Here is a 21,668-nt window from a genome sequence, read left to right as displayed (position 1 = left end):
CGTCGCCCGAAGGGCGGCCGGGCGGCGCATGGTGCGTGCGATCGCAAGGCGCCGGAATGGTCTCGTAGCGGAGCTACTTGGCCATTTCGGCAACGCAGCGAGCGTGCGTGCCAGGCGTCGCCCGGCAGACGGCAGTTTGACGACAGGCCCTAGGGTCCCCACCAGGCCTCTCTCGCCGGTGTCCGCGGCGGGGGGCGGGTCCAGGGTCACCGCCAGAGCGATGACGGCCAGGAGCACGGCCGCCACCCGGATGCAGCCGATCCGCGCCCAGCGCGCCAGCTTGATGTGCCCCCGCCGATTCGGGCGGTAGCTCCGCACGCGCTGCACGAGCGGGGTCCCCGGCCCGTACCAGGCCCTCAGCCCCGCGTCCCACAACCCCGCCCCCGTCGCCATGTCCTCGATCCTAAGGACGGACCGGCGCGGACTCACCGGCGGCCCGGCGGCTCAGTCGTAGGACAGCCCGCCGGAGCGGGCTCGCTTGAGTTCGAAGAAGCCCGGGTGGTTCGCGAGGACCCGGAAGCTGTCGAAGAGTCCGGCCGCCTCCTCGCCGCGCGGGATCGCGTTGAGGACCGGGCCGAACCAGACCGTGCCGTCGACGTGGATCGTCGGCGTGCCCACGTACGCGCCCTGTTCCGGGTCCTTGCCCGCGTCGTGGCTGCGGGCGACCTCGTCGTCGTACGCCGTGGAGTGCGCGGCTTCCGCCAGGGCGGCGGGCAGTCCGAGTTCGGCGAGGGAGGCGGCGATCACCGCGTCGAAGTCCTCCTCCTTGTGCCGGTGGATGCGGGTGCCGAGCGCGGTGTAGAGGTCGCGCAGGATTCCGTCCCCGTGGGCGGCGGCCGCGGCGACCGCCACCCGGACCGGGCCGATCGACTTGTCGACCAACTCGCGGTACCAGTCGGGCAGGTCGTTGCCCTCGTTGTGCAGGTACAGGCTCATGGGGCGGAAGCGCAGCTCGATGTCCCGGTGCCGCTCCACCTCCAGCATCCAGCGGGAGGCGATCCAGGCGAACGGGCAGGCGGGGTCGAAGAAGAAGTCGACGGCGGTGCGGGCAGCGGGCCCGGTGGTGGCGTGCTGGGTGCTCATGCGTCCGAGCCTAGACAGCGAGTGGCATGAGATCCCGGGCCAATCCGCGGCCGGTGCGGTGGGCCATTTCGGTACGCCGTCCAGGGCGCGGAACGGCCGAACAGGCGCCGTTGACGGGCAACGGGCCTCATGTCAGCGTCGGTTCGCGCGGAGCGACCGCGCGCGGTCCCGCCGGCAGGGCGGGCGGCCGGGAGGGGAACCATCATGAGAAGACGCGGGTCGACGACGATTCCGGCGTTGGCGCTGGTGCTGTCCGGGGCGATGCTCACCGCCGGGGCGGCCGCACCGGCCCTGGCCGCCGGCAGCGGGCACACCGGCACTCCGCCGGCCGCCGGGGCGTTCCGGCTCCAGGCCGATCCGACGCCCGCGGAGCAGGAGCGTCTGCGGGAGATCGCGGGCGCCATCTGGACGCCCCAGCTCGCCGCCGGCTGGAACATGAACGCCGAGGTCGCCGACGTGCTCTCGCAGGCCACCGACCAGATCCTGCGGTGCTCCGAGGCGTTCGCGCTGGTGCCCCGGCCGCCGGGCTTCGTGCCGGGCCTCGGCTATCTCGTGCAGTACGGGAAGAACCTGCGCGACTACTTCCTCGTGGTGAAGGACAACCGCACCTACCGCGCCTGCGTGGTCGCGACGGCGGCCAACTACCGCTCCGTCATCGAGATGGCGTCGGCGGGCATCTGAGTCCGTCCTCGGGCGGGCCGTCGTACGGACGGTGCGTGCGGCGGCCCGTCACGGGGATCACCAGCCGTGGGGTCAGGGGTGCGGCGCGGTGCGGCTGCCGGACCAGGCGCGCCAGAGGGCGGCGTACGGGCCGTCCGCGTCGCGCAGTTCCTCGTGCGGGCCGCTCTCGACGACACGGCCGGCCTCCAGCACGACGACCCGGTCGGCGGCGACGGCCTGGGTGAGGCGGTGGGCGACGACCAGGGCGGTGCGGCCGGCGAGGGCGGCTTCGGCGGAGCGTTCCAGGACCCGGGCGCCGGCGCTGCCCGCCTCGGCGGTCGCCTCGTCGAGGACGGCGAGAGCGGGGTCGGCCAGGACGAGCCGGGCGAGGGCGAGTTGCTGGGCGCGGGCCGGGTCGAGGCGGTGGCCGCCCTCGCCGACGACGGTGCCGAGCCCGTCCGGGAGTGCCTCGGCCCAGTCGAGGGCGTGCACCGTGGCGAGGGCCGCGCGCAGGTCGGCGTCGGTGGCGTCGGGGCGGGCGAGCCGGAGGTCCTCGGCGAGGGTGCCGGTGAAGACGTGGACCTCCTGGGTGACCAGGACGACCGCCGCCGCTCCGGTGCCCGCCGGTGCGGTGACCGTGCCCGAGGTGGGCTGCTGGACGCCCGCGACGATCCGGGCGAGGGTCGATTTGCCGGCCCCGCTGGTCCCGACGAGCGCGACGTGTTCGCCGGGCTCCAGGGTGAGGGAGACCTCGTGCAGTACGGGGCGGCCGGGTCCGTAGGCGTGACCGACGGCGTGCGCGGTGACGGCGGCGGTGGCGGGCACGGTGTCGGGCGCGGTGCGCTGGTGCGGTACGGGGCAGGGGTCGGGGTCCGCCTTCCCGGCCGCCGGGCCCGGGTCCTCCGCGAGGTCGGTCACCCCGACCAGCCGGGCCAGTCCGGCCGCCGCCGACTGGGCGTCGTCCAGCAGCACCAGGGCGGCGTTGACGGGCCCGAAGAGGCTGTGGAAGTAGAGGGCGGCGGCCGTGGCCGTGCCGATGGAGACCGCGCCGTCGCGGACCAGCCAGAATCCGGCGATCAGGACGGCGGCCAGGCCGATGTACTCGGCGATGTGCAGCCGCCCGTAGAAGCCCAGCACCAGGTTGACGCTGCGCATGGTCAGGTCGACGGCCCTGCGCGAGCGTCCGGCGCTGCGCTCGGTGTGCCGCGCCTCCAGCCGGTGGCCGCGTACGGTCACGGCGCCGCCGATGGTCTCCAGGAGCTGTTGCTGCTGGGCCCCGTTGGCGATCCGCTGGTCGGCGTAGAGGGTGAGGGCCCGGCGTACGTACCAGCGGGCGGTGAGCAGTTGGACGGGGACCGCGAGGAGCGCGGCGAGCAGGAACCGTACGTCCAGGAGGGCCAGCGCGCCGAGGGTGAGGACGATCGCGAGGACGGAGCGGGCCATCTCGGGCAGCGCGGAGCGGACGGCCTCGGCGACCCGGGCGACGTCGCCGGTGACGCGGGCGGTGAGGTCTCCGGCCCCGGCGCGTTCCAGGCGGTCGGCGGGGAGGTTCAGGGCGCGTTCGACGAACCGCTCGCGCAGCCGGGCCAGTACGGTCTCGCCGAGCCGGGCGACGCGGGTCAGCCCGATCGTCGTGGTCAGGCCCTGGACGGCGGCGACCGCGACGAGGAGGACGGCCGGGAGGGTCAGGTCGGCTGCGGGGCGGCCGTCGGCGACGATGTCGACGATCCGGCCCAGCAGCGGCTGCACGAGGAGGCCGACGGCGGTGGCCGCGACGAGGACGCCGATGCCGGTGAGGGCGAGGCCCCGGTCGGGGCGGATCAGTGCGCGCAGCGCGGCCCGGGTGCGGGCGGGGGTGGCGACGGGGAGCAGTTCGGCGCTGTCGCCGCCGCTCTCCGCGCGCTCGGGCATGTCCGCGGTCGTGGTCATGTGAGCACCGCCGTGCGGTAGACGGGATGGTCGCGTACGAGGTCCTCGTGCGGGGCCTCGGCGGTGATCGTGCCGCCGTCGACGAGGACGACGCGGTCGGTCGCGGCGAGCAGCGCGGGGCTGCTGGTGACCAGGACGGTGGTGCGGCCGGTGCGGGCGCGCCGGATGCCGGCGGCGATCCGTGCCTCGGTCGCGGCGTCGACCGCGGTGGTCGGGTCGTGGACGACGAGGACGCCCCGGTCGGCGGCGAGCGCCCGGGCCAGGGCGACGCGCTGGCGCTGGCCGCCGGAGAGCGAGCTGCCGCGCTCGCCGATCCGGCCGCCGACGCCGCCGGTCAGGGCGGAGGCCACCTCGTCGACGGCGGCGGCGTCCATGGCGGGGTGCGGGTCGGCCCCGGCGGGGGCGGCGGCGGTGACGTTGTCCAGGAGGGTGCCGTCGAAGAGCTGGGCGTCGTGCTCGGCGACGAGCAGCGCGGAGCGCAGGGCGGCGGGGGCCAGTTCGGTGAGGGGGACGCCGTCGAGTTCGACGCTCCCCCGGTCCGGGTCGCAGCGGCGGGCCAGGCAGTGCAGCAGGGTGGCGGCGTCGGCCGGGTCGGTGACGACGATGCCGAGGTGTTCGCCCGGGTGGACGGTCAGGTCGAGGTCGTCGAGTCCGGCGTGGCCGAGTCCGTTCAGGCGCAGTTCGCCGGGGGCGTCGGCGGCCGGTTCGGCGGTGCCGCCGGTGGTCTCGCCCGGGGCGGCCAGGACGTCGGCGATCCGGGCGGCGGAGGCGCGGCCCTTGGCGAGTTCGGCGCCGACCCGGGCCAGCACGCTGATCGGTCCCGGCAGGAAGAGGGCGAGGCCGACGGCGGAGACGAGGGCGCCGAGGCCGATGGAGTCGCTGAGGACCAGGCGGCCGCCGACGAGGGCGACGAGCGCGATGAACGCGCCGGTGAGGGTGAGCATCAGGCCGGTCTGGAGGGCGGCGGCCCGGGCGGCGCGCACATTGGCCTCGCGGGAGGCCTGGCTGGTGGCGCGGTAGCGGTCGACGGCGGCGCGCTCGGCCCGCAGGCCCTTGAGTACGCGGACTCCGGCGACCAGGTCGGCGGCGACTCCGGAGGCGTGCGCGGCCTGTTCCTGTTCGGCCTCGCTGCGGTGCTCCAGGGGGCGGGCCAGGAAGTGGCCGAGCGCCATCAGGAGAGGGGCGCCGACCAGGACGAGGAGCCCGAGGGGCAGGGAGGCACGGAGCAGGAGCACCGCGCCCGCGACGACGCCGACGACGGCGGCGATGCCGAGGGTCAGGGCCATGGTGACGGCGCCGACCCGGCGGGCGTCCTCGGTGGCCACGTTGACCAGCGCTCCGGGCGGGCGGCCCGCCTCCGCGCCGCCGTGCGGGGCGAGGACCCGGCGTACGACGTCGAGGCGCAGCTGGTGGGCGGCCTGTTCGGCGGCGCGTTCTCCGGCGCGGGCGCCGAAGCGGAAGCCGAAGGAGAGGAGGGTGTAGACGACGGCGAGGACCACCAGCCAGATCGCGAGGGCTCCGCCGTCGGGGCGGACCACGGCGCGGTCGACGATCAGCCCGATGAGTACGGGGACGAGCGCCTCGCCGATCTGGTGGCAGGCGCCCAGCAGCGATCCGACGACGACGTCCCGCCGCTGACCTGCGACGGCCCGGCGTATGACCCCGCGCCCGGCGGTATCGGACCCCACGTCATCTGCTCCTCAGCGTGTCACGGACAGCGGAGAGGCGATTTCCGGCCACCCATCTCCAGCCAAACGCAGGCAAGGCTAACCCGTATCCGGCACGGCCGGACTCCCGGCCCCCGCACCGGCGGGTCAGACCTCGGCGGCGGGCCCGGCGAAGGGGTCGTCGAGGACGTCGTCGCTGAACGGCGTCGCCTGGTGGAAGTAGAGCCGCCAGCCCTCCGCGGTCAGCCGCCACAGGGAGCTGCGGTGCGAGCGGACCCCCTTGGACTCCGTGTCGAAGGTGAGGTGCACCAGATCGGCGCAGAGCTGCTCGCCGCGCATCCGGGAGGCGGTGAGCGGGCCGGGGCGCGGGGCGTCGTCCGCGGTGAGCGAGGCGATGATCGTCTCCCGGCTCCAGAGCCGGCCGCTGGTGCCGATCTCCCGGAAGTCGGGGTGCAGCAGCGAGGCGAGGAGCCCGGCGGAGGCCCGTACCGCCGGGTCCAGCAGGCGCAGTTCGCCCTCGATGGCTGCGGCCACGGCGGACGAGGGCTCAGCCACGGGTCATCTCCACGAGTTTCACCACGGTGTTCCAGTTGCGGGAGGTGGCGGTGAGGCCCTTGACATGGCGCGGTCGGCCCAGCGCGACGGCCAGTTTGGAACGGCCGAGCCCGTCGGGGGCGTACAGATACAGACAGCGGTCGCCGAGCCGGAACTCCTCCGGCAGGAACTCCGCCGCCGCCAGGTCCGCGAAGCGTCCGGCGTCCACGGGCCGGTCGAAGTAGGTGACGTGGAGCTGCCTGCCCTCCAGCTCGGCGGCGGGGAAGGGGCAGGCGTCGGCGACGGCGGCGAGATAGCCGGCGTCGCGGACGAGGCAGTCGACGGCGAACCCGAACCGGCGGCGCAGGGCCTGTTCCAGGTCGACGGCGAGCGCGTCCTCGTCGTCGCTCCCGCTCCGGAAGACGGCGTTCCCGCTCTGCAGATAGGTGGCGACACCGGTGTGTCCCAGTTCGGTGAGCACGGTGCGCAGTTCGGGCATCGGGACCCGTTTGCTGCCGCTCACGTTGATCCCCCGCAGCAGCGCCGCGTACGTCGTCGTCATGGCCACCCACCCTAGGCCCTCGCGCCGGGATCCGGCCGGATTGGCCGGATCGGGAACGGGTCCGGCACGGGCCGGCGGAGGTCAGTGGACCAGGCCGTTCCGGTAGGCGTAGACGACGGCCTGGACCCGGTCGCGGAGGGCGAGTTTGGTGAGGATGCGGGAGACGAAGGTCTTGACGGTCTCCCGGCTGATCACCAGGGCCGCGGCGATCTCGGTGTTGGACAGGCCGTCGGCGATCAGCCGGAGGACCTCCAGCTCACGGGGGGTCAGCGGGCCGGCCGGGTCCGCGTCCGGGGTGGCGGGCCTGATCCGGGTGGCGTACCTGCCCACCAGGGTGCGCGTCACCTCGGGGTCCAGCAGGGCCGCGCCCGAGGCGACGGTACGGATGCCGTGCAGCAGCCGGTCCGGTGGCGCGTCCTTGAGGAGGAAGCCGCTGGCTCCGGCGCGCAGTGCCTCGTAGACGTAACTGTCCAGGTTGAACGTCGTCACCACCAGCACCTTCACGGGCCGGTCCACCCCGGCTCCGGCGAGGAGCCTGGTGGCCCCGATTCCGTCGAGGCCGGGCATGCGCAGGTCCATGAGCACGACGTCGGGCCGTACCGCGGCGGCGAGGTCGACCGCGCTCCGCCCGTCGCCGCATTCACCGGCCACCTCCATGTCGGGCTGGGCGTCGATGATGGTCACCAGTCCGGTACGGATCAGCACCTGGTCGTCGCAGACCACGACCCGGATCGGCGCGGTCATGAAGGACCGCCCGGAGCGGGGACGGAGGCCGGGCCGGGGGTGGGCGAAGTCGCGGGGACGGGCGCCTTCACGGGGATGGCGGCCCGCACCACGAAGCGGCCGCCGGGCTCGCGGCCCGCGGTGAACTCACCGCCGAGCGTGTCGACCACCCGCTCCCGCAGTCCGGCCAGGCCACGGCCGCTGCCTCCGGGCGACCGCCCCCGGGGCCCGGACGCCCGGGTGCCGACCTCCACCGTCGTCTCCTTCTCGCCGTGGCGCACCCGGACCGTGGTGTCGACGCCGTGGGCGTACTTGAGGGCGTTCGTCAGGGACTCCCGTACGACGCGGTAGGCCACGAGGTCCGCGTCGCGGGCGGCCTCTCCGGCGGCCCGCTCCTCGGCGAACTCCTCGTTGAACTCCACGGGCTGGCCCGCCCGGCGGGTCCGCTCGACGAGGTCGTGGAGCCGGCCGGAGCCCGGGGAGCCGGCCGGTGCGCCATGGCCGGGGTCGAGGAGATCGAGCAGCTGACGCAGATCGCCGATGGCCGCGCGTCCCGTGGCCGTGACGGCGGTCAGGGCCTCTTCCAGCCGGTCGGGCGCGGCGGTCAGATAGCGGGCCGCCTCCGCCTGGACGACCATCGCCGTCACATGGTGGGTCACCACGTCGTGCAGTTCGCGGGCGATGCGGGTGCGCTCCGCCTCCCGGGTCTCCTCCGCCACCCGGCGCCGGTGCTCGGCCTGGGCGATCCGCGCGGAGCGGAGCCGCGAGCCGATCCACCACACCAGGGCGCACGCCAGGTAGAACATGACGAACTCGCTTGCGGGCTCGCCGGATCCGAGCCGCGCGAGGGCGACGGCGAGGGGGACATAGGCGAGGGAGAGCCCCAGGACCGTGGCGCGACGGTGGTCGTCCAGCCGCGATCCGGCGCCGAGGAGCGCGAAGGCGAAGGCCGTGCCCGCCAGCGAGTGGTATCCGCGCAGCTGGTCGACGGCGAAGCCCGCCGACACCAGGGCGAGGACGGTCACGGGCCATCTGCGGCAGACCGTCAGCGGGAGGCACTGGAGGGCGATGGCCACCACGGCGAGGAGATCGTAGGGGCGGTCGGGCACTCCGCCGACCTGGGTGCCGTGGGCGTGGAAGGCCGGTACGAACGCGGCCGCCAGCAGCAACGGCCCCAGGGCGACGAACCAGTTGGTGACGTCGAACCGCTGCCACCGCCCGGCGGCCCAGCGCCGCCGGACCCGGGCCGGCATCCCCGTAACCGTCATCGGGCGAGCCTAGTCGTTCGCGGCGGAGGCGGCTCCCGCCGTGACCCGCCGGATGGCCGCGGTGGCGAGGTCGGGCCGGTCGACGTGGATGTAGTGGCCGCTGCCGGGGGCGGTGCTGAGCTTGCTGTTGCCGGAGAGCAGCCGCCACTTCTCCTGGCCCGCCGACCACATGCGCTCCAGGGCGGGCCCGTACTCGGGGACCTCCGCGTACTGGGACGCGTGCTGGAGGATCTCCACGGGGATGTCCCCGGCGGGGCGGACCTCGCCGTCCGGGATGACCAACTGCTCGGGGTTCTCGCCCTTGTTGACCGCGATGGCCTGGTCCCGCAGCTGCGCGGGCATGCCGGTGGCGGAGGCGGGGATCGTCCGGGAGATGTCGGCGGTCAGCGTCGGGACGGTGGCGTCCAGCAGCACGAGGCCCTTGATCCGGTCCGGGTGGGCGGGCGCGTAGCGGGCGGCGAGTTGACCGCCCAGCGAGTGGCCGGCCAGCACGACCGGGCGGTCGCCGGCGAGGCGGTCGAGCACCGAGGTGAGGAGCGCCGAGCTGTCGTCGATGCTCTGGGGCCCGTCCGGCTTGTCGCTCGCGCCCTCGCCGAGCCGGTCGTAGGAGCAGACCCGGGACTTCTCGCTCACGGCCTTGCCGAGCGGGGCCATGGTCTCCAGGCCGTCGCCGCCGCCGGCCATCAGCAGGACGAGGGGCCCGGGCCCGGAGGCGTCGCCCGTGCAGGAGACGTTGACCGAACGGCCGTCGATCCGGATCTTCTTGGTTCCGGTGAACGGGTCGCCGAGAGAGCCCTCGGAGCGGGTTCCCGGCGAATCCTTCTTGATGAACTCCTCGTAGCCGACCAGGCCCATGCCGCCCACCGTGCAGACGACGGCGATGGCGGCGAGGGCCTTGAAGAGGGTGCGGAACACGGGAAAGCCTCCAGGGAGCGGTGCGCGGATATGGCCGGGCCCGGGCCTGTCGTGACGACAGGCGCGGTGAGCCCCGGCTGATCGGAACGCTATGGAGATCGCGGCCCGAAAGCGTCACCCCGCGGTGGACACCTCGGTGTAGCTCCCGTGGGGGACGACCGCTCCGGATCCGCGCCCGGACACGGCGCAGCCGCCGCGCCCCGTGGGGGAGAGCGCGGCGGCTGCTGTGCGCGGGGCCGGGCCGCGGTGGTACGTGACCACCGCGGCCCGGCGTCCGGTCGGAACCGGAGTGGTTACTCGACGACCTTGAGGAGCAGGTTCGCCGTGCCCTCGGTGGCGTTGCTGATGGCGTCCGGGGTGGCTCCCTCGGTCAGCGCCGTGGCGACGTCCTCCGGGGTGGCGTCCTGGTGGCCCGCCAGGTAGACGGCGGCAGCGCCGACGACGTGCGGGGTGGCCATGGACGTACCGGAGATGGTGTTGGTGCCGGTGTCGCTGTCGTTCCAGGTGGACGTGATGTCCGAGCCCGGGGCGTAGATGTCCACGATCGAGCCGTAGTTGGAGAACGAGGACTGCTCGTCGGCGTCCGTGGACGAGGCGACGGTGATCGCCTCGGGGACGCGGGCGGGCGAGCCCTGGCCGGCGTCGCTGGACTCGTTGCCGGCGGCCACACCGAAGGTGACGCCCGCGGCGATGGCCTTCTGGACGGCCTCGTCGAGCGCCGGGTCGGCTCCGCCGCCGAGGCTCATGTTGGCGACGGACGGGCCCTTGGCGTTGGCGGCGACCCAGTCGATGCCGGCGATGACCTGCTCGGTGGTGCCCGAGCCGTTGTCGTCCAGGACGCGGACGGCCACGATGTTCGCCTTCTTGGCGACGCCGTGCGCGGCCCCGGCTATGGTGCCCGCCACGTGGGTGCCGTGCCCGTTGCCGTCGTCGGCGTCGTCGTCGTTGTCCACGGCGTCGAAGCCCGAGGTGGCGCGGCCCTCGAAGTCCTCGTGGGTGACGCGGACACCGGTGTCGATGACGTACGCGGTGACGCCCTCGCCGCCGGCGTCCGGGTAGGTGTAGGCGTTGTCGCCCGCGGTCTCGGTCTGGTCGATGCGGTCCAGGCCCCACGACGGCGGGTTGTCCTGGGTGGCGTCGATGGTGAACTTCTTGTTCTGCACCACCTTGGCGACGGCCGGGTCGGCGGCGAGGCGCTTGGCCTCCGTCTCCGAAAGACCGCTGGCGGAGAAGCCGTTGATGCTGGAGGTGTAGTTGCGCTTGAGCTTGCCGCCGTACTCCTTGGCGAGCTTGGACTTGTCGGCCTTCTTCTCGTCCAGCAGGACGATGTAGCTGCCGGACACCGCGGTCGCGGCGTCCGCGCCGTAGACCGTGCCCATGGGAGCCGGTGCGGCGCCCGCGAACGAGGTACCGAGAAGGGTGACTCCGGCGGCGGCCGCCACGGCGGTGATCGCGGCGGTCAGCTTGATGCGACGGGTGCGCTGGTGCTTTGCCATGAAGAGGGCACTCCTCGTCATTCTTTGTGGGGGGATTGGCCCTCGGCCGGACGATCTCCGGGGGCTGGCTCGAAACCCTGACCGATTGACGAGCACAGTTCAAGGCCTTCATGGAGGTGTGACTTCCTCAACAAGGTTGCGTAAGGGGAAATCGGCCATGGCTGGTCACACGGGCCGCGGAGGGCCGACAGACGTCCGGCTCGCCCGGAACGACCGATTCCGAGCCGCTCCGGCAGAGCGCTCGAACTGTCCATATCGCCTGCTCAGAGCGGCCCTTGAGGGGTCGGGGGCCGGCCGCCCGGCCACCACCCGCACCTCACCGGGAGCCCCATGGGGCAGAAGTGACCATGCGTGAAGACACGTGAAGACCCGTGAAGGTGTGCGCGCGGGGCGTGAACACCCGGTTCCTGGTGTGAAATCGCCAGGGCGTGCGTGCAGATGCGCCGACCGCACCCGTCGTGACAGAGGCTTCACAGAGCCGAAACACAGCCGTCCCGCCCCGGAAAACCGCAGGTGCGGCACGTGGGGCGGGACGGAGAACGTCCGGATAGCAGTCGGCCGGTTCCGCTCAGCGCGACAGTTCGGCCTCGATGAGGTCGGCGGCCCGTGGGGTGCCGCCCTCCCGCGCCGTCTGTTCGCTCAGACGCTCGCACCGGGCGCCGACTTCGGGGTCGTCCACGAGGGCGAGCACGGCGGCGCGCAGGCTCGCGGCGTCGGCCTCCTCCATCGGCAGATGCCGGGCCACGCCGAGCGACTGGAGCATGTCGGCGTTGCCGAACTGGTCGACGGCCTGCGGGACGGCGACCATCGGGGTGCCGGTGACGAGACCTTCCTGGCTTCCGCCCGCGCCGGCGTGGGTGATGAAGGCGTCGGCCTGCTTGAGGACGGCCAGCTGCGGCACCCAGCTGCGCACCTCCACCCGGTCCGGTACGTCTCCGAGTTCGGCGGGGTCGACGTGCGCGCCGATCTGGAGCACCACATGCCAGCCGGGCAGGTCGCGGAAGGCTTCGACGCACGCGCGGTAGAAGGCGGGCTGCTTGGTGAACGAGGAGCCGAGCGACACCAGCAGCACCTTCTCCGCACCGGCCGGCCGGACCCACTCCCCCTGGTCCGCGCGGTCGCCCTGGCAGGCGCCGACGAAGGTGTACATCTCGCGGTTCACCCGGTCCGCGTTCGGCTGGAGCGCCTCGGGGATCAGGACGAGGCCGCGGCGCGGGCGGGCCACGAAGTCGTCGCTGGAGACATGGCCGAGGCCGTTCTCGGTGAGCCAGTCCGCGAAGCGCGCGTAGTACGCCTTGCCGCGCTCGGTCTGCTTCAGCTCGGCGGTCATGGGCTCGCCGACCTCCTTCTCGTACCCCTCCCAGGGGACCAGGTTGGGCCAGAGGGAGACGGCGGGGACGCCCCAGCGGTGGGCGAGGACCCGGGCGGGATAGGAGGTGATGTCGTGCAGGACGAGGTCGGGCTCGTCGCCCGCGAAGGCCTCGGCGAGCTGCGGCAGCGCCTGGATCGCGTCGTTCAGGAAGGGTTCGATGTTGTCGATCAGCTCGGTGCCCCAGGCCTCGGGGTCCTCGTCGGTCGGCAGGGTCGAGGTCCAGATCACGGGCTCGGCGCCGGTGGCGGCGACCTTCTCGGCGAAGGAGGCCGGGATGGCGTAGCTGACACGGTGTCCACGGTCGACGAGCTCGCGGATGACGTCGAGGCTCGGGTTCACATGTCCGTGGGCGGCGATGGAGAACATGGCGATGTGGGCACGCGGGGATTCCGTCATGCCGTGGACACTAAACGAGACGAGACGTCTCGTGCAACCTCTTTCCGTGCCCGGATCCTCCGGTGCCGGGGTCAGCGTTGATAGCGGGCCAGCACCCGGTTCCCGTCCTCCACCAGCCGTTCGCTCAGCTCGTCGGCGTCGATCGCGCCGCTGTAGTACTCCTGGAGCGCGGGGGTCGCCACCTTGTCCTTCCACTCCGGATAGCCCCGCACCGACGGGGCCGGCGCCGGCCGCAGCCCCTTCGCGAGCGCGGTGCCGACGGCCCAGCCGTGCTCGGCCGTCCGCAGCGACGGATCGGCCAGCGCCTCGGCCCCGGTCGGCAGCATCCAGTCGCCGCGCGCCAGGCGCACCATGTTCGGCGGCCGCAGCAGGAAGTCGATGAACGCGACGGCCTCCTTCTTGTGCGGGCTGTCCTCGGCGACCGACAGCGTCTGCGGGCTGACGCCCTGGACCGCGCCGCCCGCGCCGGCCGGCATCGGCAGCACGGTCCAGCCGAACCCTTCGGGGGCCTGCTGGATGACCTGCTGGCGGTAGGAGAACCCGAGCGGGAGCATCGCGTACTTGCCGCCGAAGAACCCGGGCAGCGCGTCCGATCCGCCCATGCCCAGCGCGCTGCGGGCCGCGCTGCCGTCGGTGTTGACCTGGTCGTGGATGGTGCCGGTGACCACTCCGTCGCCCGGCTCGAAGCGCAGGACCGCCTTGTCCTCGTCGTCGCGGTGGAAGAGCCGGCCGCCGCCGGACAGGCCGAGGTTGAGGGTGACGGAGACCGGCTCCTTGAGCGGCCAGGCGATCCCGTACCGCCCCTCGCCCGTCAGCTCCTTCGTCACCCGCCGGAACTCCTCCCAGCTCCAGGGCCGTTCCGGGGTCGGCATGCGCGCGCCCGAGGCCTTCAGCAGCTTCGTGTTGGCGATCAGCACCCGGGGCTCCTGGAGGAAGGGCACCCCGTGGACGCCCTCGCCGAACGTGGTGGTGCGCCAGGACTGTTCGGGGATGTCGGCCTTGAGCCGGTCGGGCAGGAAGGGGCGCAGGTCGGCGAGGTAGCCCCCGTACGCGAAGTCGGCCAGGTCGTCGGAGGCGTCGTGGATGACGTCGGGGGCCTCGCCGCCCTCGAAGGAGGTGAGCAGCTGGTCGTGGACGCTGTCCCAGCTGCCCTGGACGTAGTCGACCTGGACGCCGGGGTGGGCCGCGTTCCACTCCTTCACCAGCTGCTTGTTGGCGTCGACGGACTCCTTCTGCCAGGCCAGCGACTGGAACCGGAGCCGGATCGTGCCGTCCGGGTCGCGCCCGTCGTCGCCGCCTCCGGAGCAGCCGGTGAGCAGCAGGGCCAGTACGGCGACGGCGGTGGCCGCCCGCCGGATCGGCGCGCGCATCAGTTCTTCACCGCCCCGGCCGTCATCCCGCCGGTGATCCGCCGCTGGATGAAGGCGAAGAGGACGAGGGAGGGCAGGGTGGCGAGGAAGGCGGCGGCGGCGAGCGGGCCGAGGTCGGCCACGCCCTCCGCGCCGAGGAAGTGGGTGAGGACGACCGGCAAGGTCTGCTTCTCCGGGGTCTTGAGCAGGACGAGCGCGAAGAAGAACTCGTTCCATGCGGTGATGAACGCGAACAGCGCGGTGGCGACGATGCCGGGAGCGAGCAGCGGGGCCACGACCGATACGAGGGTGCGCACCCGGCCCGCCCCGTCGACGGCGGCGGCCTCCTCCAGCTCGGTGGGTACGGCGCGCACGTATCCGGCGAGCATCCACAGCGCGAAGGGCAGCGACCAGACGACGTAGACGAGGATCAGGCCCCACAGGGTGTTGATCAGATGCAGGTTCTTCAGGATCAGGAAGAGCGGAATGATCACCAGGACGAACGGGAACGCCTGGCTGACCACGACCCAGCCGGTCGCCGCCGTGGCGAGGCGGCCCCGGTGGCGGGCCATCACATAGGCCAGCGGCGTGGCGATCACGACGGCGATCACGGCCGCGCCGACGGCGGCGAGCAGGGAGTTGGCTGCGGCCTGGAGCAGCGGCTGCTCGTCGAAGGCCTGCCGGAAGTTGTCCAGGGTGGGCTGCTCGGGGATCCAGGTGGGGTGCAGCGAGCCCAGTTCGCGGGCGGGTTTGAAGGCGGTCGAGATCAGCCACACGAACGGGAACGCCAGGAAGACCAGATACGCCAGGAGGGCCGCGTACTGCCCGGTGCGGGCGGCCCGGCCGGTACGCAACCCGGTGGACTCCCGCCCGGAGGCCGCGCGTTTCGACGGCCCTCGCCTCATCGGTCCTCGGCGGATCGGTTCCCGGCTCGTAGGTTCTCGGCTCATCGGTCCTCGCCTCCCCCGAGTCGGCCGACGAGATGGACGGCGAGGAGCACGGAGATCACCGCGACCATCACACAGCCCATCGCGGCGGCATAGCCGAACTGCCCGTAGCGGAAGCCCTCCTCGTAGGCGAACAGCATCGGCAGCCGGGTCCGGCCGCCGGGTCCTCCGCTGGTCAGGACATAGACCAGGGCGAAGGAGTTGAAGTTCCAGATCAGGTTGAGCGCGGAGATGGCGAGCGCGATCGGCTTGATCGCGGGCCAGGTGACCGTACGGAACCGGCGCCAGGCGCTCGCCCCGTCCAGGGCCGCCGCCTCGTGGAGTTCGCGCGGGGTGTTCTGGAGTCCGGCGAGCAGGGCCACGGTGGTCTGGGGCATGCCCGCCCAGATGCCGACGAGGATGACGGCGGGCAGCGCGGTGGCGAGGCCGGTGAGCCAGTCGCGGCCGTCGCCGAGTCCGAGATCGCGGATGGTCTCGTTGAGGATGCCGGCGTCCGGGTTGTAGACGAGCCGCCACATGATGCCGACGACGACCTCCGGCATCGCCCAGGGGATGATCGCCAGCGCCCGGGCCAGCCAGCGCATCCGCAGGTTCTGGTTGAGCAGCAGGGCCAGGCCGAGCGCCAGGAGGAACTGCGGGACGGTGACGCCCACGGCCCAGATGAGGCCGATCCGGAACGAGTCCCAGAACAGGGTGTCGTGCAGCAGGTCCTGGAAATTGAGGGTGCCGATCCACTGGGTGGAGCGGGTCCGGCCGGACTGCGCGTCGGTGAAGGCGAGAGCGATGCCGTAGAGGAGCGGTCCGACGCTGAGGATCAGGATCGGGATGAGCGCGGGCAGCACCAGGAACCAGCCGGCCCGGTCGCCGAACGCCTTGCGCTCCGGCTGCTCCGGCCGGCGGAACCTCCCCGCGCGCCCGCCCTTTCCACCGCGCCCGCCGCGCCCGCCCTGCCCGTCCCGTCCGCCCCGGCCGCTCCGCCCGTCATGCGGGCCGTCCGGTCCGGACCGCTTCGTCGCGGTCACCGATGTCACGAAGAAGACCCCTCTGTCCTGTAAATCACTGATGTGCCTGAGGTGGACTTCATCCCGTTCTGACGTTCCGGGAGGCCTCCGTCATCGTGCTGACGGTCCGTCGGTTCGTCAAGGTGGCCGCCGGGGGTGCGAAAATCGCATCCATGAACGAGATGCGTGCGCGCGAGGTGCTCACGGCCGCCGGTTTCCCCGGCACGGCGGAGCTGCTCGCGCTGGGCGAGAACGCGGTCTTCGCGGCCGGCGACCTGGTGGTCAAGGTCGGCCGGGACGCCACCGGCCACCCCGAGCTCCGTGAGCGGGCCGAGCGTGAGGTGGCCCTCGCCGACTGGCTCGCCGCGTCCGGTGTCCCGGCCGTCCGAGCGGCCGAGCGGCGTCCGCGCCTGGTCGAGGGCCACCCCGTGACCCTGTGGCACCGGCTTCCCGATCCCGTACGCCCCGCCGAGCCGCGCGACCTCGCCCCGCTGCTCGCCCTGGTGCACGCACTGCCCGCCCCGACGGAGTTCACCCTGCCGCGCCGCGAACTGCTGGGCGGTGTGGAGCGGTGGCTGAGCCTGGCGGGAGACGCGATCGACCCGGCGGACGCCGACTACCTCCGTGAGCGCCGTGACGGCTTCGCGGCCGCGGCCGCCGATCTCGTCCCGCATCTGCCGCCCGGCCCGATCCACGGCGACGCGCTGCCGCGCAACGTCCATGTCGGACCCGACGGCCCGGTCCTGGTCGACCTGGAGACCTTCTCCGCCGATCTGCGCGAACACGACCTGGTCGTCCTCGCCCTCTCCCGCGACCGCTACGGCCTCGACCCGGCGGCCTACGACGCCTTCACCTCCGCGTACGGCTGGGACGTCCGGGAGTGGGAGGGGTGCGCGGTGCTGCGCCAGCCAGCACGCCCCGGCCAACCCGAAGGCGCTCGCCGAGTTCCGCCGCCGGGTGGCCTCGCTGCGCGAGGGCGACCCCGAGGTCCGCTGGTACCCCTTCTGAACGGCCCGGCGGGCTCCGGGCGGCTCAGCGGCTCACACGCCGAGAAGCACAGCGATTCAGCAGCTCAGCGGCTGCGCGGGATGAGCGGCCAGGACGACTCGACGACCGCCGCCGGGTCGGCCGTGCGGCGCAGATAGGCCTGGAGCGAGGCCGACTGCTCGGCGGCCGCCCGGATCTGAAGGGCGTGCAGCTCGGCGGGCGGCAGGGTGCCGACCGGCCGGTGGCGCTCGCCCATCCGGCGCACCACACGCACCGCGGCCACCGCGTCGGCGCTCGCCTCGTGGGCTCCGTCGAGCGTGACCCCGTAGTGGTCGCACAGCGCCTGGAGGGCCCGCTTGCCCTTGCGGTACTTGTCGACGTGCTTGTCGATCACCAGCGGGTCGATGACCGGCGAGGGCGCTCCGCCGACCCGCTCCTCGACCGAAGGCAGCGCGTACCTGCGGCACTCGCGGTCCAGCAGCGAGAGGTCGTAGCGCGCGTTCATCACGACCAGCGGGATGTCCGAGCGCAGCACCTCGGCGACCGCGTGGGCGATCTCCTCGACGGCGGAGGAGGCCCGCGCCCCGTGTTCACGGGCGTGGTCGGTGCCGATGCCGTGGATCGCGGACGCCTGTTCGGGTATGGCCACGCCCGGGTCGAGCAGCCAGGTCCGCTGCTCGGCCACCGTCCCGTCCGGCTCCAGCCGGACGAGTGCGGCGGTGACGATCCGGTCGTGCTCGACGTCGGTCCCCGTCGTCTCCAGGTCGAAGCCGACCAGTGTGCCCTGGTGCCAGCTCATCCCGATACCTCCTTCATCATGCTCCCCCGTGGTGCTCCCCCCGAGTGATGACCACCTTCGCACGGGCCACTGACAGAGCCCTCGTGCGGCCCACGGCGCACGGCCCGCCAGAAGAGCCACCGGACCCCACCGCAGGACCGGGCCGAGGCCCGTCAGGAGACCGGCCGGGAGTCGGTCCAGACCGACTCGAACTCCTCGCGGTACGTCTCGAAGAGGCCGTGCTCGTTGTCCTGTCCCGCCCGCACCACCGTGCGCCTGCCGCCGCCGCGCAGCACCAGTACGGGCGCCTCCATGCCCCGGGCCCGGCGCAGATAGGGCTGGACGACGCCCACCGCGTCCGGCCCGTCGCCGTCCACCAGGTAGGCGGTGAAGCGCGGTGTCTCGTCGAAGACCTGGATCTCGAAGGCGCCCGGGTCGCGGAGCTTGGAGCGGACCCGGCGCATGTGCAGGATGTTCATCTCCACCGAGCGGCTCAGCTCGCCCTTCTTGAGGCCGAGTTCCCGCTCGCGGCGGCGGACCGCGCTGCTGGCCGGGTTGATGAACAGCAGCCGGACCCGGCAGCCCGACTCGGCGAGCCGGACGAGCCGGCGGCCGGAGAAGTTCTGCACGAGCAGGTTGAGGCCTATGCCGATGGCGTCGAGCCGCCGCGCCCCGCCGAACAGGTCCTCGGCGGGCAGCTGGCGCTGGAGCCGGACCCGGTCGGGGTGGACGGAGACCACGTCCGCGTACCGGTCGCCGACCAGCTCCTCCACCGCGTCCACCGGCAGCCGGTCGGCCGAGGGCACGCCGGCCCCGCTGCCGAGGATGTCCAGCAGCCGGGCCGAGGCCCGTTCCGCCTGGGCGAGGACCGCCTCGTTCAGCGCGCGGTTGCGGGAGACGACGTTACGGGCGACCTCCAGCTCGTCGAGGGCCAGCTCGACGTCGCGCCGGTCGTCGAAGTACGGCTCGAAGCACGGCCAGTGCTGGACCATCAGCTCACGCAGCTGCGGGAGCGTCAGGAAGCTGAGGACGTTGTCGTCGGCCGGGTCCAGCAGATAGCCCTTGCGGCGCGAGACCTCGCGTACGGCGACGGCGCGCTGCACCCACTCCTGCCCGGCCGGTCCGGCCGCGGCCACCACCCACTCCTCGCCGTGCACCGGCTCGTAGATCGGCCGGAGGACGGCGGCGACCACTGCTCGAAGGCGCTGTTCGACCAGATTCAGCCAGATATAGGCCCGCCCGGCGCGCTGGGCGCGGGTCCGCACCTCGCCCCAGGCCTCCGATCCCCAGTCCAGCTCGGCGCCTATCTCCATGGGCTGCGCGAGGGACACCGCCCCGGGCGGGGCATCGGTCGATTCCCCCTCGTGACCTGCGTCACCTGGGGGTAGCTCGAACCCTCCCGAGCTCACCCGCGTACCCGCCTTCCACTCCCCCACCCAACGATCAAGGAAGGGTACTCCGGGAGCGTGATCCGACGCAGCCCGATGCGCAGGCGACTTTCTCAACTCCCCCATTGCCGAGGCTTGTTCCTTGCGGCGAGATCGGGTGGAGTGAGCGGATTCATAGTGATTGGAACCCCTGCCGCCGGTCGGGAACCGGACGCCCGCCGGACGACACGGCCCGGATGCGTGTCCGGGGCGGCACGGGAGTGTCCGAAGTTGACCGGTGCGGGCCGGGCCGGGCGACGGGACCCGGCCGCACCGCGCGACGTCCTAGGTGAGCACCGTATTTTCGGGGAGTATTCGGGAAGTAACGGGCCGAGGAAAGCCACCGCACCCGGATCAGAAGTGGAAGAGTCTTCATCATGCAGGTCTGGCCGGGACACGCTTATCCCCTCGGCGCCACGTACGACGGCGCCGGCACCAATTTCGCGGTCTTCTCCGAAGCCGCCCACCGGATCGAGTTGTGCCTGTTGCACGACGACGGTTCGGAGACGGCGGTGGAGCTCCGCGAGACCGACGCGTTCGTGCGCCACGCCTATCTGCCCGGGGTGATGCCGGGTCAGCGGTACGGCTTCAGGGTGCACGGACCCTACGAACCCCAGCGCGGGCAGCGGTGCAACTCCGCGAAGCTGCTGCTGGACCCGTACGCCCGTGCGGTCGCCGGGAGGATCGACTGGGGCGAGGCGGTGTACGGCTACCCCTTCGGGAGGCCGGACGCCCGCAACGACCTCGACTCCGCGCCGCACACCATGAGCTCGGTGGTGGTGAACCCCTACTTCGACTGGGGCGACGACCGGCGCCCCCGGACGGACTACCACCGCACGGTGATCTACGAGGCCCATGTGAAGGGCCTGACGATGCTGCACCCGGGCCTCCCGCCCGAGCTGCGCGGTACGTACGCGGGCCTCGCGCACCCGGAGGTGATCGCCCATCTGACCGAGCTGGGCGTCACCGCGATCGAACTGATGCCCGTCCACCAGTTCGTCCAGGACCATCGGCTCTCCGACATGGGGCTCACCAACTACTGGGGCTACAACACCATCGGCTTCTTCGCCCCGCACAACACCTATGCCTCCTGGGGCGACCGCGGCGAACAGGTGCTGGAGTTCAAGCAGGCGGTGAAGGCGCTGCACCAGGCGGGGATCGAGGTCATCCTCGATGTGGTCTACAACCACACGGCGGAGGGCAACCACCTCGGGCCCACGCTTTCCTTCCGCGGCCTCGACAACGCCTCCTACTACCGCCTGACCGACGATCAGCGCTACTACATGGACACCACGGGCACCGGGAACTCGCTGCTCATGCGGTCCCCGCACGTCCTCCAGATGATCATGGACTCGCTGCGGTACTGGGTGACCGAGATGCATGTGGACGGCTTCCGCTTCGATCTGGCGGCGACACTCGCCCGCCAGTTCCACGAGGTGGACCGGCTCTCCTCGTTCTTCGACCTGGTGCAGCAGGACCCGGTGGTCAGCCAGGTGAAGCTGATCGCCGAGCCGTGGGACGTCGGCGAGGGCGGCTACCAGGTGGGGAACTTCCCGCCGCTGTGGACCGAGTGGAACGGCAAGTACCGCGACACGGTCCGCGATCTGTGGCGGGGCGAGCCGCGCACCCTGGCGGAGTTCGCCGGGCGGCTCACCGGCTCCTCCGACCTCTACCAGGACGACGGCCGACGCCCCCTCGCCTCGATCAACTTCACCACCTGCCACGACGGCTTCACCCTCCACGACCTCGTCTCGTACAACGACAAGCGCAACGAGGCCAACGGGGAGGACAACCGGGACGGCGAGAGCCACAACCGCTCCTGGAACTGCGGAGCGGAGGGCGAGAGCGACGACCCGGAGGTGCTGGAGCTGCGGGCCCGGCAGATGCGGAACTTCATCGCCACGCTGATGCTCTCGCAGGGCGTGCCGATGCTGAGCCACGGCGACGAGTTCGCCCGTACGCAGCAGGGCAACAACAACGCCTACTGCCAGGACAACGAGCTGGCCTGGGTGCACTGGCCCGATCCGGACGAACCGGCCGACGCGCCGGCCTCCACCCTGCTGGAGTTCACCCGGGCCATGGTGTGGCTGCGCCGCGACCACCCGGTCTTCCGGCGTCGCCGGTTCTTCCACGGCCGGCCGGTGGAGGGCACCCACGACGAGCTGTCCGACATCGCCTGGTTCACACCCGAGGGTGAGGAGATGACGCAGCAGGACTGGCAGGCGGCCCATGCCAAGGCGATGACCGTGTTCCTGAACGGCCATGCGATCTCGGAGCCGGGGCCGCGCGGCGAGCGGATCTCCGACGATTCGTTCCTGCTGATGTTCAACGCGAGCGCCGAGACGCTGGAGTTCGCCGTCCCGGTCGACCACGGGGAGCAGTGGCAGGTCGTCGTGGACACCGCGCGGCCGGACGGAGTGGAGCCGGGGACGGGGCCGAAGGTGGCCGAGGGCGAACAGGTCACGCTGATCGGGCGCAGCCTGACCGTGCTGAAACGGCCCGCCTGAACGGTGGGCGGGAAGCGACGGCAGGAGTGAGTGTTCCGCCCGGGGTGACACGGATCGCCCCGGGCGG

16 protein-coding genes and 2 pseudogenes are annotated in these 21,668 nt (G+C 72.6%); 3 read left to right on the top strand and 15 right to left on the bottom strand.

Annotated features, from left to right (window positions below; genetic code table 11):
• Nucleotides 1-444: 444 nt before the first annotated feature.
• Nucleotides 445-1,083 carry a DsbA family protein gene (locus tag KV381_RS29960; RefSeq protein WP_030625386.1) on the bottom strand — a complete coding sequence of 213 codons (639 nt, stop codon included), beginning with the start codon at nucleotides 1,081-1,083 and terminating at the stop codon, nucleotides 445-447.
• 204 nt (nucleotides 1,084-1,287) lie between these two features.
• Here KV381_RS29960 and KV381_RS29955 point away from each other — a divergent pair, with 204 nt between their 5' ends.
• Nucleotides 1,288-1,764, top strand: a complete 477-nt coding sequence (locus KV381_RS29955; RefSeq protein WP_063755537.1) for a hypothetical protein — start codon at nucleotides 1,288-1,290, stop codon at nucleotides 1,762-1,764.
• A 72-nt stretch (nucleotides 1,765-1,836) separates the two neighbouring features.
• On the opposite strand, the gene KV381_RS29950 is transcribed toward KV381_RS29955, so the two are convergent.
• The 12 genes and pseudogenes from KV381_RS29950 to KV381_RS29895 all read right to left on the bottom strand — a co-directional run bounded on the left by KV381_RS29950 (nucleotide 1,837) and on the right by KV381_RS29895 (nucleotide 15,932).
• The gene (locus tag KV381_RS29950; protein WP_208635418.1) at nucleotides 1,837-3,672 is read right to left on the bottom strand and encodes an ABC transporter ATP-binding protein; all 1,836 of its coding nucleotides are present in this window, start codon (nucleotides 3,670-3,672) and stop codon (nucleotides 1,837-1,839) included.
• Nucleotides 3,669-5,360: an ABC transporter ATP-binding protein gene (locus KV381_RS29945; RefSeq protein ID WP_086778147.1), complete on the bottom strand. Its 1,692-nt coding sequence runs from the start codon at nucleotides 5,358-5,360 to the stop codon at nucleotides 3,669-3,671. Before KV381_RS29945 ends, KV381_RS29950 begins: the two co-directional genes overlap by 4 nt.
• A gap of 126 nt (nucleotides 5,361-5,486) precedes the next feature.
• On the bottom strand, nucleotides 5,487-5,894 hold the full coding sequence (locus tag KV381_RS29940) for a DUF4440 domain-containing protein (protein ID WP_030083818.1): 408 nt from the start codon (nucleotides 5,892-5,894) through the stop codon (nucleotides 5,487-5,489).
• Complete coding sequence (locus KV381_RS29935; RefSeq protein ID WP_218786756.1) at nucleotides 5,887-6,435, bottom strand: DUF1697 domain-containing protein; 549 nt, start codon at nucleotides 6,433-6,435, stop codon at nucleotides 5,887-5,889. The genes KV381_RS29940 and KV381_RS29935 overlap by 8 nt, the downstream gene beginning before the upstream one ends.
• Before the next feature lie 81 nt (nucleotides 6,436-6,516).
• Entirely contained in the window at nucleotides 6,517-7,179 is a 663-nt protein-coding gene (locus tag KV381_RS29930; protein WP_030083815.1) for a response regulator transcription factor, read from the bottom strand.
• Complete coding sequence (locus KV381_RS29925; RefSeq protein WP_218787327.1) at nucleotides 7,176-8,411, bottom strand: sensor histidine kinase; 1,236 nt, start codon at nucleotides 8,409-8,411, stop codon at nucleotides 7,176-7,178. Before KV381_RS29925 ends, KV381_RS29930 begins: the two co-directional genes overlap by 4 nt.
• Before the next feature lie 24 nt (nucleotides 8,412-8,435).
• Nucleotides 8,436-9,341 carry an alpha/beta fold hydrolase gene (locus tag KV381_RS29920; RefSeq protein WP_218786755.1) on the bottom strand — a complete coding sequence of 302 codons (906 nt, stop codon included), beginning with the start codon at nucleotides 9,339-9,341 and terminating at the stop codon, nucleotides 8,436-8,438.
• Nucleotides 9,342-9,634: 293 nt separating this feature from the next.
• Nucleotides 9,635-10,837 (bottom strand): S8 family peptidase, encoded by a 1,203-nt coding sequence (locus tag KV381_RS29915; protein WP_030083812.1) that lies wholly within the window; start codon nucleotides 10,835-10,837, stop codon nucleotides 9,635-9,637.
• Nucleotides 10,838-11,405: 568 nt separating this feature from the next.
• A pseudogene (mgt, locus tag KV381_RS29910) lies at nucleotides 11,406-12,687 on the bottom strand (macrolide-inactivating glycosyltransferase).
• The gene (locus tag KV381_RS29905) at nucleotides 12,677-13,975 is read right to left on the bottom strand and encodes a sugar ABC transporter substrate-binding protein (protein WP_030083808.1); all 1,299 of its coding nucleotides are present in this window, start codon (nucleotides 13,973-13,975) and stop codon (nucleotides 12,677-12,679) included. The pseudogene mgt and the gene KV381_RS29905 overlap by 11 nt, the downstream one beginning before the upstream one ends.
• The gene (locus KV381_RS29900; protein ID WP_256995177.1) at nucleotides 13,975-14,859 is read right to left on the bottom strand and encodes a carbohydrate ABC transporter permease; all 885 of its coding nucleotides are present in this window, start codon (nucleotides 14,857-14,859) and stop codon (nucleotides 13,975-13,977) included. The genes KV381_RS29905 and KV381_RS29900 overlap by 1 nt, the downstream gene beginning before the upstream one ends.
• A 41-nt stretch (nucleotides 14,860-14,900) precedes the next feature.
• The gene (locus tag KV381_RS29895) at nucleotides 14,901-15,932 is read right to left on the bottom strand and encodes a carbohydrate ABC transporter permease (RefSeq protein WP_218786754.1); all 1,032 of its coding nucleotides are present in this window, start codon (nucleotides 15,930-15,932) and stop codon (nucleotides 14,901-14,903) included.
• Nucleotides 15,933-16,075: 143 nt separating this feature from the next.
• On the opposite strand from KV381_RS29895, the pseudogene KV381_RS29890 reads away from it, so the two are divergent.
• Nucleotides 16,076-16,910: pseudogene (locus tag KV381_RS29890) on the top strand (phosphotransferase enzyme family protein).
• Nucleotides 16,911-16,974: 64 nt separating this feature from the next.
• On the opposite strand, the gene KV381_RS29885 reads toward KV381_RS29890, so the two are convergent.
• Both KV381_RS29885 and KV381_RS29880 read right to left on the bottom strand, forming a co-directional pair.
• Nucleotides 16,975-17,688, bottom strand: coding sequence for a 3'-5' exonuclease (locus KV381_RS29885; protein ID WP_030625422.1), 714 nt, complete (start codon nucleotides 17,686-17,688; stop codon nucleotides 16,975-16,977).
• Between the two features lie 152 nt (nucleotides 17,689-17,840).
• Entirely contained in the window at nucleotides 17,841-19,076 is a 1,236-nt protein-coding gene (locus KV381_RS29880; protein WP_030625425.1) for an SAV2148 family HEPN domain-containing protein, read from the bottom strand.
• Between the two features lie 395 nt (nucleotides 19,077-19,471).
• On the opposite strand from KV381_RS29880, the gene glgX reads away from it, so the two are divergent.
• Nucleotides 19,472-21,601: a glycogen debranching protein GlgX gene (gene glgX, locus KV381_RS29875; protein ID WP_030625427.1), complete on the top strand. Its 2,130-nt coding sequence runs from the start codon at nucleotides 19,472-19,474 to the stop codon at nucleotides 21,599-21,601.
• The last annotated feature ends 67 nt before the right edge of the window (nucleotides 21,602-21,668 follow it).

The sequence above is a fragment of the Streptomyces sp. WY228 genome, assembly GCF_019287315.1.
Lineage (GTDB): Bacteria > Actinomycetota > Actinomycetes > Streptomycetales > Streptomycetaceae > Streptomyces > Streptomyces caviscabies.
Note: the sequence above shows the minus strand (reverse complement) of the source record. Positions and strands in the feature narration are given on the sequence as shown.